Origin of the sequence: Gottfriedia luciferensis (genome assembly GCF_002156865.1) — a bacterium.
GTDB lineage: Bacteria > Bacillota > Bacilli > Bacillales > Bacillaceae_G > Gottfriedia > Gottfriedia luciferensis.
Genome location: NZ_NCTA01000001.1, coordinates 436,518 through 446,707 on the forward strand (window position 1 = coordinate 436,518; position 10,190 = coordinate 446,707).

At 35.8% G+C, this 10,190-nt stretch carries 8 protein-coding genes, 15 tRNA genes and 2 rRNA genes; 1 reads left to right on the forward strand and 24 read right to left on the reverse strand.

Features of this window, described 5'->3' with window-relative positions; translation table 11 throughout:
- Window positions 1-7: 7 nt before the first annotated feature.
- From yabG to metG, 6 genes are all read right to left on the reverse strand, one after another.
- The gene (yabG, locus tag B7R67_RS02190; protein WP_088067124.1) at window positions 8-883 is read right to left on the reverse strand and encodes a sporulation peptidase YabG; all 876 of its coding nucleotides are present in this window, start codon (window positions 881-883) and stop codon (window positions 8-10) included.
- Window positions 884-1,065: 182 nt separating this feature from the next.
- Window positions 1,066-1,941 carry a 16S rRNA (adenine(1518)-N(6)/adenine(1519)-N(6))-dimethyltransferase RsmA gene (gene rsmA, locus B7R67_RS02195; protein WP_088067126.1) on the reverse strand — a complete coding sequence of 292 codons (876 nt, stop codon included), beginning with the start codon at window positions 1,939-1,941 and terminating at the stop codon, window positions 1,066-1,068.
- Window positions 1,941-2,507 carry a ribonuclease M5 gene (gene rnmV / locus B7R67_RS02200; protein ID WP_142289507.1) on the reverse strand — a complete coding sequence of 189 codons (567 nt, stop codon included), beginning with the start codon at window positions 2,505-2,507 and terminating at the stop codon, window positions 1,941-1,943. Before rnmV ends, rsmA begins: the two co-directional genes overlap by 1 nt.
- Before the next feature lie 126 nt (window positions 2,508-2,633).
- Window positions 2,634-3,842 (reverse strand): G5 and 3D domain-containing protein, encoded by a 1,209-nt coding sequence (locus tag B7R67_RS02205; RefSeq protein ID WP_235822064.1) that lies wholly within the window; start codon window positions 3,840-3,842, stop codon window positions 2,634-2,636.
- A gap of 186 nt (window positions 3,843-4,028) precedes the next feature.
- Window positions 4,029-4,799 carry a TatD family hydrolase gene (locus tag B7R67_RS02210; RefSeq protein WP_088067128.1) on the reverse strand — a complete coding sequence of 257 codons (771 nt, stop codon included), beginning with the start codon at window positions 4,797-4,799 and terminating at the stop codon, window positions 4,029-4,031.
- Window positions 4,800-5,223: 424 nt separating this feature from the next.
- Window positions 5,224-7,200, reverse strand: coding sequence for a methionine--tRNA ligase (metG, locus tag B7R67_RS02215; RefSeq protein WP_088067129.1), 1,977 nt, complete (start codon window positions 7,198-7,200; stop codon window positions 5,224-5,226).
- A 299-nt stretch (window positions 7,201-7,499) separates the two neighbouring features.
- Between metG and B7R67_RS02220 the strand changes: the two genes are divergently transcribed.
- Complete coding sequence (locus B7R67_RS02220) at window positions 7,500-7,784, forward strand: AbrB/MazE/SpoVT family DNA-binding domain-containing protein (RefSeq protein WP_088067044.1); 285 nt, start codon at window positions 7,500-7,502, stop codon at window positions 7,782-7,784.
- Window positions 7,785-7,870: 86 nt separating this feature from the next.
- Here B7R67_RS02220 and B7R67_RS02225 read toward each other — a convergent pair whose 3' ends face one another.
- The 18 genes from B7R67_RS02225 to B7R67_RS02310 form a co-directional block, all read right to left on the reverse strand.
- Window positions 7,871-8,068, reverse strand: coding sequence for a four helix bundle protein (locus B7R67_RS02225; RefSeq protein WP_158095004.1), 198 nt, complete (start codon window positions 8,066-8,068; stop codon window positions 7,871-7,873).
- Window positions 8,069-8,297: 229 nt separating this feature from the next.
- Window positions 8,298-8,376: transfer RNA gene (locus B7R67_RS02230), tRNA-Leu, on the reverse strand.
- A 17-nt stretch (window positions 8,377-8,393) separates the two neighbouring features.
- A tRNA-Cys gene (locus B7R67_RS02235) sits at window positions 8,394-8,464 on the reverse strand.
- Window positions 8,465-8,470: 6 nt separating this feature from the next.
- Window positions 8,471-8,545, reverse strand: a tRNA-Gly gene (locus B7R67_RS02240).
- A gap of 4 nt (window positions 8,546-8,549) precedes the next feature.
- Window positions 8,550-8,624, reverse strand: a tRNA-Gln gene (locus B7R67_RS02245).
- A gap of 83 nt (window positions 8,625-8,707) precedes the next feature.
- Window positions 8,708-8,783, reverse strand: a tRNA-His gene (locus B7R67_RS02250).
- Between the two features lie 15 nt (window positions 8,784-8,798).
- Window positions 8,799-8,872: transfer RNA gene (locus B7R67_RS02255), tRNA-Trp, on the reverse strand.
- A 10-nt stretch (window positions 8,873-8,882) separates the two neighbouring features.
- Window positions 8,883-8,967, reverse strand: a tRNA-Tyr gene (locus B7R67_RS02260).
- 10 nt (window positions 8,968-8,977) lie between these two features.
- Window positions 8,978-9,050, reverse strand: a tRNA-Thr gene (locus B7R67_RS02265).
- A gap of 20 nt (window positions 9,051-9,070) precedes the next feature.
- A tRNA-Phe gene (locus tag B7R67_RS02270) sits at window positions 9,071-9,146 on the reverse strand.
- Window positions 9,147-9,154: 8 nt separating this feature from the next.
- Window positions 9,155-9,230 (reverse strand) — tRNA-Asp (locus B7R67_RS02275).
- 3 nt (window positions 9,231-9,233) lie between these two features.
- A tRNA-Met gene (locus B7R67_RS02280) sits at window positions 9,234-9,310 on the reverse strand.
- A gap of 24 nt (window positions 9,311-9,334) precedes the next feature.
- A tRNA-Val gene (locus tag B7R67_RS02285) sits at window positions 9,335-9,410 on the reverse strand.
- A 9-nt stretch (window positions 9,411-9,419) separates the two neighbouring features.
- A tRNA-Glu gene (locus tag B7R67_RS02290) sits at window positions 9,420-9,494 on the reverse strand.
- Window positions 9,495-9,518: 24 nt separating this feature from the next.
- Window positions 9,519-9,610 (reverse strand) — tRNA-Ser (locus B7R67_RS02295).
- A gap of 4 nt (window positions 9,611-9,614) precedes the next feature.
- Window positions 9,615-9,689 (reverse strand) — tRNA-Asn (locus B7R67_RS02300).
- Between the two features lie 10 nt (window positions 9,690-9,699).
- Window positions 9,700-9,815, reverse strand: a 5S ribosomal RNA gene (gene rrf, locus B7R67_RS02305).
- 120 nt (window positions 9,816-9,935) lie between these two features.
- Window positions 9,936-10,190, reverse strand: a 23S ribosomal RNA gene (locus tag B7R67_RS02310); the annotation flags it as partial.

Below are 10,190 nucleotides of genomic sequence, written 5' to 3' on the forward strand. Positions count from 1 at the left end.
TTCTTTATTACTCTTCAATTGATTGAAATGGTAGCCCAGTTCTTAAAATACCTTTTGTTTCTACTCCGCCTAATCCTTTTTCGCCAGTAATCGTATTTCGGACAACGTCATAAACATTCACTCGATCCATAAAAGACGTGAAGCTAATTTTCCCCACTACGTAAACAGGATCTAGCGCGTGTATATTGACTCTTGTTGGCGAACTTGCAAAGTTTGCGCCTGCTCTAATAATTGCTTCAAAGTGAGATTGACATGCTCCTGCAAAAATTACGAGGTGGTCTAAAGAGGGAACTTTTTTTCTAGCTTCTTTTACAGCATCAACAAAAAATCTTGAATGTCTGTATGCATCTAGATCAGTAACGACACCCTTTGCCTTCGTATATGCATCATGTCCAGTAATAACTAGTATATCAGGACGATAATGGTCGATATAATAGCCAATTTTTGCTGGCAATTCTGTTTCCTTACAATAGATTCCCTCAACAGGTACACCCATCTTATTGTACATCTCGATACACTTTTTTAAGTAAATTGGATCTCCATCAATGTGAAGAACTCGACCCGGCATTTGAAAAAGGTTCACATCTGTTCTAAACCCATTTGTAGCATGAAACTTCCTTTTTTCCTTTTGCTCAAGAGCTTCTTTTTTAAATAATTTATAGTTTTCTTCAATTTGAACAGATGACCTTTTGCCTTTCTCTCGATATTCTGATTCAATTATTACTCGCAGGTCGGACAAAGGCGCATCAGCAATTAAACGAAAATCGTCACCATATAAAATTGCAATGACTTCATCTCCGATTTGTTTTAGCTCCACTACTCGAAAAACTAAGTCATATTTATAAGATGATCGTTCTACAATATCTCCTACATTAATATTCACATGCCTTCCCCTCCAAAATGCTTAAGTACACACCACGAGTTTGCTATCCTTTTTTAGATTATGTATGGACAAAAAAAAGGGTGAAAAGAAGGTTTTGTGGCGTAGGGTTTAGAAATCAAAAAATAGTCATAAAAAAGAGGATCATAAACTATTGATTAGATTAGTTTAGAATCCTCTTTTTATTATTTTAATTGTTTATATAGACTATTACTTAATGTAGCAAATTCTTGAATTGATAAAGTTTCGCCACGTCTTGTTCCTTCAATTCCTGCTTCTAAAAGACACTCTTCTAGCTTTGATTTATCTTTTTTCAGTAGAGAAAAATTATTTAATAAATTATTATTCAATGTCTTTCTTCTTTGCGCAAAACTTGCTCTAACCACCTCAAAAAAGAATGACTCATCAATTACTTTCGCTGCAGGCTCTTCTCGTTTTATTAATTTTATGACAGCCGAATCAACATTTGGCTGAGGCATGAATACTGTTCTAGGTACAGTCATAACAGTTGAAGCATGCGTATAAAATTGAATTGCAATTGATAGTGAGCCATAATCCTTTGTTCCTGGTTTTGCGGAAATACGGTCAGCAACTTCTTTTTGCAGCATACAAACGATTCCTCGAATTGGTAATCCTTCTGTTAACAGTTTCATAATGATTGGAGTAGTTACATAATAAGGTAGGTTAGCAACTACCATAACATCCTTTTCATTAGGCAAATATTCATTAATTGCTTTTTCAACATCAGCCTTTAACACATCCTCATTTATGATCTGGATATTATCATAAGGTGAAAGTGTATCTTCTAAAATGGGAATTAATCGATTATCGATTTCGAAAGCTAATACTTTTTTAGCTCGTTTTGCAATTTGTTCAGTTAAAGCACCAATCCCCGGACCAATTTCAATTGCACAACTTTCTTCTGTTAAATCAGCATAACTTACGATATTTTCAAGTATATTTGTATCAATCAAGAAATTTTGACCATAGCTTTTTTTAAAGAAAAAATCGTACTTAGCTAAGATTTCTTTTGTACGACTAGGTGTTGCGATATCCTTCATTATTGTTCCTCCATTAAAACTTTTTTAACTGCTTCAGCAAATTCTTCTTTTGAAATTTGAAACATTTGCAGTCTTTTCTCTAATTGTTTTCCATTTGTATAGCCTATGTTAAGGATTTTTCCGAGTTTATCTCGTCTTTCACTTGATTTGGGATGACCAATAAACCCTGCATCTACCAAATCTTCTTTTGTAATATCAGATTCAACTTCAATGAATTCCTGCTTAACGTGAAGTAAAGCATTTCGAATCGCTTCTCTTGTAGCATGCTCGATCCCTAATCCTTTTTTTCCTGAACGAACTGCTTCTTCTTTTGGTAAGAATGCATGCTTACAACCAGGTACATTTTCTTTAATAATCGAGCGAATACGTTGGCCTGGATAGTCAGGATCTGTAAAAACGATTACTCCTCTTGTTTCTTGAGCATGTTTTATTAGTTTTAAAGTATCCTTATTAATAGCTGAACCACTAGTTTCTATTGTATCTGCATCTACAGCTCTTTTTATTGCCGCTGTATCATCCTTACCTTCGACGACAATGATTTCTTTAATTTTCATTTGTTCCTCCAACCAATTCAAGTATATGTAATCATACCATAAGGTTAATAAAACTTCATACTCTATTAAAAATAGTATAAAAAAAAGCAGAAGGACTTATCCTTCTACTTTTCGTATCTATACAATTTATTTTATTGATTAACTAAGAATTCGAATTTTTACAGTGCGTCTACCAAAATCAAAACAATCATCTTTTGTTGGCATTAATATATCAATTCTACGGCCCTTAATTGCCCCACCTGTATCACCAGCAATCGCAACACCGTATCCTTCAACCCATACTTTAGTTCCTAACGGAATAACTTTTGGGTCAACTGCAATCAGCTTTGTATTAGGGTTTTTACGTACGTTAATACCAAGTGCTGTAGTACCAGACATACCTGCATCATATGGCGAATATGCAGTTGCTTCAACATACATTTCTTTTACTTTACTATTTGCTTTTGGCGAACTAGATTTTACTAATGCACTAGAAGATGGTACAGATTTTGTTCCAACTGCAACCACGCGATCAATCGGATCCTTTAAAACAGTTTCATCAACCAGATTTTTTGAAACTACTTTACCATTCTCTTTAATCAATTCAAAGTTACGTTTCACAAGACCTTTTACACCTTCAGATATGACCGACGATTCACCTTTATACATAGAAGAATCTTCTTGTTGTCTTTCTTTAAAATCTACAGGCTCTTCCACCACATCGTTGACTTTTTCGACACGGATAACTCGAACTGTATCATTTAGTTTAACCATTTCTTTGGCAGCTGGTTCAACTCGGTCATATTCATTTAAAGTAATGTTCTGCTTTTCTAAAAAGTCAGCGACAGTAGTCGAAGTTGCAAATACTTTTTTAGAAACACCACCGTCATTTAAAACGATTGGAAATGCTTTTTCATAAGAAACCTTACCATTTTCCTCTAACGGTGTTGACGGAGCAGGCATAATAACATCATCAGGTTTAACATCGATGTGTTGATCATTTAATAATTCTTTTACCGTTTGAGCAGTAGTCATTACGACTTTTTCTTGCCCATCGATCGTAAGTTTTACAGGCTTTGCTAAATGAACCGTAATATCCATTTTGTCTGATATTTTTGTGTCAGCAGATGGATATAATTCGTCTTCATTTGTAATTTTTAAGTTTTGTTCTTTTAATAATTCAGCCACAGTATTTGCATGTGTTTGAATAACCTGTTCTTTCCCGTCTACCTCAAGAGTTACTTTTTCTTTAAGTCCCTCATATGCTCCTGTACCTACTGATCCAGTGAAAACTAAAGCTCCTGCAAGTTGTACTGCTAGTTTTTTACTACTCCCAAGTCTAGAAAGTAACCTATTCGCGTCTATCACGATTTTACTCCTCCTTTTTGCCTGAGAAAAAAGATTGACTAGCTCCAAACCTATTAACTAGTGCTTCTACTCTACTGAATGTATGTTTACTAGATTTAGAAGTAGAAGAGTTTTCTTTCGACAAATTCTTCAACTCTTCATACATGAACTGTGACGAATAAGATCTATTCGTACTAGTTCATAAGATCATTTGTTAATTTGAAAAACTTTACACGCATTTTCAAAAGTTCGTTTTTGAACTTCTTCAACTGATATGTTTTTTAAACGTGCAATTTCTTCAGCAACAAGTGATACATAGCTAGGTTCATTTCTTTTTCCTCTAAACGGATGTGGGGTTAAGTATGGACAATCCGTTTCGATTAATAGATTTTCTAACGGTATTTCTGTCGCTACTTCTTTTGGTTTTTTTGCATTTTTAAATGTAACCGGGCCTCCTAATGAAATATAGAAGTTCATTTTGATACATTCTTTTGCAGTTTCCACACTTCCGCCGAAGCAGTGCATTATACCGCCTACTTCATTTGCTTTTTCTTCTTTTAATATTTTTACAATGTCTTCAGTTGCGTCTCGATTGTGAATAACAATCGGTAATCCGCATTCTTTAGCTAATTGAATTTGTTTACGAAAAACTTCTTGTTGGATTTCCTTTGGAGACTTATCCCAGTAATAATCTAATCCTGTTTCTCCGATAGCTACTACTTTAGGATGTTTAGATAACTCCTTGATCCATTTAAAATCTTCTTCAGTTGCGTCAATTGCATCAACAGGATGCCATCCAATAGCTGCGTAAAGAAAATCATATTCCTCAATTAATTCCATTGCTTTCGTAATTGTTGGTCGATCAAAGCCAACAACTACTTGATGAACAACTCCTGCTTCAAGAGATCTTTGTATTACTTCTTCAAGGTCTTCCTTGTATTGATCTGCATTTAAATGTACATGTGTATCGAAAAGCATTTTTATTTCTCCTTTGCTCATCTGAGATTTAGTCTAGCATACCGTAAAATTTCTTACCTAACGGGCAGATAACAATTCCGTTACAAATAGAAATGGTCAAATTTAAGTGATTTCTAATAAATTTTTAAAAGACTTTTAAGTTAATCCCAAGTAAAATCAAGACTTTTTACATACGTGTTACAAAATTAGACATTTTTTTAAATTTTACTATTGTAATCTACCTGTAATATTTTCTTCATATAATGACATTTTCTAACAATACCTTGTAAACAACCATCATAAACCAACAAATTATTATAATATTTGTGATTTCTCTGATATTTTTACAATTTTCTGCATGTTACAACAATTATTTTAGAAAAACAAACAGAAAAAGAAAAGTATTTCATGTATAGTTTTACACGAAATACTTTTCTTAGTAACACTATTTAATAATCGTACCGTTTGGTAACGATTGATCAATTGTTGCTAATGATAACTTACCATCTATACTTCCAGCAAGGATCATTCCTTCAGATAACTCTCCTCTAAGTTTAACAGGCTTTAAATTCGTTACGCAAATTACTTTTCTACCTATTAATTCTTCTGGTTGATAGTGTTCAGCTATACCTGAAACAACTTGTCTTGATTCATTTCCTAAATCTAACTGAAGCTTAAGCAATTTTTTTGCACCTTTTACAGCACCTGCTTCTTTTACTTCAGCTACCTTAAGTTGTACTTTAAAGAAATCGTCAATTGTGATTTCAGGAATTGTCTCTTCCACTTTTTCTTCTTCAACAGGTTTAACAGTACCTTGCATCTGTTCTTTAATGTAAGCAACTTCAACCTCAGTCTCTAAACGCGGGAAAATCGGTTCACCTTTTTGTACTTTAGTGTTTTCCTTGATTGCTCCAAATACATTTAGACTATCCCAAGTTAGAATTGTTTCATCGTTTAATCCTAGTTGAGAGAATATTTTTGAAGGAGTCATTGTTAAAAATGGTTTTAACAATATCCCTACTTGTCGTAATGATTCTGCTAAATGCGCCATAACTGAAGCTAATTCTTCAACTCGGCTTTCATCTTTAGCAAGTACCCATGGTTGTGTTTCATCAATATATTTATTTGTACGACTTACAAACTGCCAAATATTCGTTAGTGCAACTGAGAATTCCATGTTTTCCATTGCAGCTTCTACAGTATCTTTCGTGTTTTTAGCCATTTGTTGTAGGCTTTCATCGAATTCGGTTACTGTGCCTTTAATTGCAGGAATATTTCCATCAAAATATTTTTCAATCATAGCAATTGTTCGATTTAATAAGTTTCCAAGGTCATTTGCTAAATCAAAATTAATTCTGTCTACAAAGCCTTCTGGTGTAAAAATTCCGTCTGAACCAAATGGAACTTCACGTAGTAAATAATATCTAAGAGCATCTAAACCATATCGATCGATTAATACAACAGGGTCTACTACATTTCCTTTTGACTTACTCATTTTTCCGTCTTTCATCAGTAACCAGCCATGAGCAAATACTTTTTTCGGTAATGGTAAATCTAATGCCATTAACATAATTGGCCAATAAATTGTATGGAAACGAACGATTTCTTTCCCAACTAAATGAACATTAGCTGGCCAATATTTTTTATATAATTCTTCATTCTCAGACCCGTATCCTAAGGCAGTTATGTAATTTGATAAAGCATCAATCCAAACGTAAATAACGTGCTTTGCATTACCTGGAACTTTTACACCCCAGTCAAATGAAGTACGTGATACAGCTAGATCTTCTAAGCCTGGTTTAATAAAGTTATTTATCATTTCATTTTTTCTTGATTCTGGTTGAATAAACTCTGGGTTTTCTTCATAGTACTCCAGTAATCGGTCAGCATATTTACTCATTTTAAAGAAATAAGACTCTTCTTTAACTAATTCAACTGGATGTCCACTATCAGGACTTTTACCACCAATAATTTTACCTTCTTCATTATAAATAGGATCAACTATTTGAGTCTCAGTATAGTAAGTCTCATCTGGAACTGAATACCATCCTTCGTACTCATCTAAATAAATATCGCCTTGATCAAGTAATTGTTTAAAAATCTTTTCTACAATTACTTTATGTCTGTTTTCAGTTGTACGGATAAAATCATCATAAGATATATCTAATTTCTTCCAAAGGTCTTTAATTCCAACTACGATATCATCTAAATATTTTTGAGGTGATACATTTAGCTCTTCAGCTTTTCGTTGAATTTTTTGACCATGTTCATCTGTTCCTGTTAAATAAAAAACATCAAATCCTTGAAGTCTTTTATACCTAGCCATCGCATCTCCAGCTACTGTCGTATAAGCATGGCCTATATGTAATTTTCCGCTCGGATAATATATTGGGGTTGTGATATAAAAAGTTTTATTACTCATTACCGGAACTCCTCCTTTAATAAATTCTAAATATTGACACTAAATTATTCGCATGATTTTGCTTTTCATTATAAAATGAAAAATGAGTTATCTGCATATTCCATCTTTTTACTACAAAATCATACTTATTTTATAAGTTAAATTTTACACAATAGTAACATCTATTTCTATTATTTCTCTTAAATATACATATATTTTCTGATCTATTAACCCATTTAGTCATTATGAGCATTCTGTAGCTCTATTACTAGACCTACAGATGATCTATTTTAATAAATATTTATATAGGAGGACTAATTATGAAATCTACGGGAATTGTCCGAAAGGTAGACGAGCTTGGCCGTGTAGTAATCCCAATTGAACTTCGAAGAACACTTAACATCACAGAAAGAGACACACTTGAAATATTTGTTCAAGATGATCGAATTATCCTAAAAAAATATGAACCAAATATGACTTGTATGATGACTGGAGAGATATCTAAAAATAATCTTGAAGTTGCTGATGGTAAAATTGTTTTAAGTAAAAAAGGAGCAGAACTTTTAAAATTTGAAATTGAACAATTTATAACTGATAATAATTAAATTGAAGAGGCTGCCTAATTTAGTTGCATTCTCTTAGTAAATTAATCAGTAAAAATGAAAGAGAATTTCATATAAATCAGACAGCCTTACTTCATTTTACTATATAATTGACCATTTCCCTCGGCTAAGTTTAAATAAACCGAATCCATAGCTCGTCTCATTTGATTTCCGAGTTCATATTTCTCATTCTGCGGAAACATAATAGTAAGTTTATAAATTTGATTACAAAGCATTCTAATTCTCTTAGCAACTTTTAACTCCCTAAAATAATTAATACCTCTCATATCACACCTCATCAACTTATTTTTCATTCTAACTAGAATATCAAATAAATATTAGAAAGTATCAAACATATTAAAAATTGATTATGAGAAAAAAGGTCACTTTTTTTCTTCTTTTTTACTTTCCTGCTCTCCCTGCTCTCCTTGCTCTTTTAATTTCTCTTCTTAAATACAAAAAATAAAAGGGCATTGCATCTCTGCAAAACCCTTTCCTTTATCCTGCTTTTAATATAGCGGTGACAGGACTTGAACCTGCACATCCGTGAAGATACCTGATTTTGAGTCAGGCGTGTCTGCCATTCCACCACCCCGGCAGAAGAAAATTAAAAGGCGGTAACCGGATTTGAACCGATGATAAAGGTTTTGCAGACCTCTGCCTTACCACTTGGCTATACCGCCATAATTTGGAGCGGAAGACGGGGCTCGAACCCGCGACCCCAACCTTGGCAAGGTTGTATTCTACCGCTGAACTACTTCCGCATAATGGCTGGGCTACCTGGATTCGAACCAGGGCATGACGGAATCAAAATCCGTTGCCTTACCGCTTGGCTATAGCCCAAAAATTTAAAGAACTTAAATTATTCTATTCAATTTATTACTAAATATATTACCTTAGATTATATCAATTACAATAATTTTATATGGGGCGACCGATGGGAATCGAACCCACGAGTGTCGGAACCACAATCCGATGCGTTAACCACTTCGCCACGACCGCCATTATTTAATTATTTGGCAGGGGCAGTAGGAATCGAACCCACACCAAAGGTTTTGGAGACCTCTATTCTACCGTTAAACTATGCCCCTATAAGATAAATGGTGGAGGGGGACGGATTCGAACCGCCGAACCCACAGGGAGCGGATTTACAGTCCGCCGCGTTTAGCCACTTCGCTACCCCTCCGGTTAAAGAGTGCCGACTAGAGGACTTGAACCCCCAACCTACTGATTACAAGTCAGTTGCTCTACCAATTGAGCTAAGTCGGCTTAATACTATTTATTTAAGATGGTGGCTCGGGACGGAATCGAACCGCCGACACGAGGATTTTCAGTCCTCTGCTCTACCGACTGAGCTACCGAGCCATCTTAAATGGCGGTCCCGACCGGGATCGAACCGGCGATCTCCTGCGTGACAGGCAGGCATGTTAACCGCTACACCACGGGACCATTTGGTTGCGGGGACAGGATTTGAACCTGCGACCTTCGGGTTATGAGCCCGACGAGCTACCAGACTGCTCCACCCCGCGATAATAAGAAATGATTTAATTAAATGGTGGAGGATGACGGGCTCGAACCGCCGACCCCCTGCTTGTAAGGCAGGTGCTCTCCCAGCTGAGCTAATCCTCCATGATAAAATGGTGACCCGTACGGGACTCGAACCCGTGTTACCGCCGTGAAAGGGCGGTGTCTTAACCGCTTGACCAACGGGCCATTATATGATGTCCAAATAATATGTGGCGGAGAGCAAGGGATTTGAACCCTTGAGACAGGGTTACCCGCCTACACGATTTCCAATCGTGCTCCTTCGGCCACTCGGACAGCTCTCCAAAATGGCTCCGCAGGTAGGGTTCGAACCTACGACCACTCGGTTAACAGCCGAGTGCTCTACCACTGAGCTACTGCGGAATAATTAAGAACCAAGCGACGTTCTACTCTCACAGGGGGAAACCCCCAACTACCATCGACGCTGAAGAGCTTAACTGCCGTGTTCGGTATGGGAACGGGTGTGACCTCTTCGCTATCATCACTTGATTCAATTTCCTTGGGACATTAACTATTATATCAAAATATCTATTAAAGTCAATAACTTTTTTTGATATTTTTTCATAAAAATTGTACCCTCAAAACTAGATAATGTCATTATCAAACTTGTTAGTTAAGTCCTCGACCGATTAGTATCAGTCAGCTCCACGTGTCACCACGCTTCCACCTCTGACCTATCAACCTGATCGTCTCTCAGGGGTCTTACTAGCTTAACGCTATGGGAAATCTCATCTTGAGGGGGGCTTCATGCTTAGATGCTTTCAGCACTTATCCCTTCCACACATAGCTACCCAGCCATGCTCTTGGCAGAACAACTGGTACACCAGCGGTGTGTCCATCCCGGTCCTCTCGTACTAAGGACAG

Excerpts from the sequence above, each read along its gene's own strand:
- B7R67_RS02210 (WP_088067128.1), bottom strand. The coding sequence starts at position 4,799 with ATGCTTTTCGATACACATGTACATTTAAATGCAGATCAATACAAGGAA.
- rsmA (WP_088067126.1), bottom strand. The coding sequence starts at position 1,941 with ATGAAGGATATCGCAACACCTAGTCGTACAAAAGAAATCTTAGCTAAG.
- B7R67_RS02220 (WP_088067044.1), top strand. The coding sequence starts at position 7,500 with ATGAAATCTACGGGAATTGTCCGAAAGGTAGACGAGCTTGGCCGTGTA.
- metG (WP_088067129.1), bottom strand. The coding sequence starts at position 7,200 with ATGAGTAATAAAACTTTTTATATCACAACCCCAATATATTATCCGAGC.
- B7R67_RS02225 (WP_158095004.1), bottom strand. The coding sequence starts at position 8,068 with ATGAGAGGTATTAATTATTTTAGGGAGTTAAAAGTTGCTAAGAGAATT.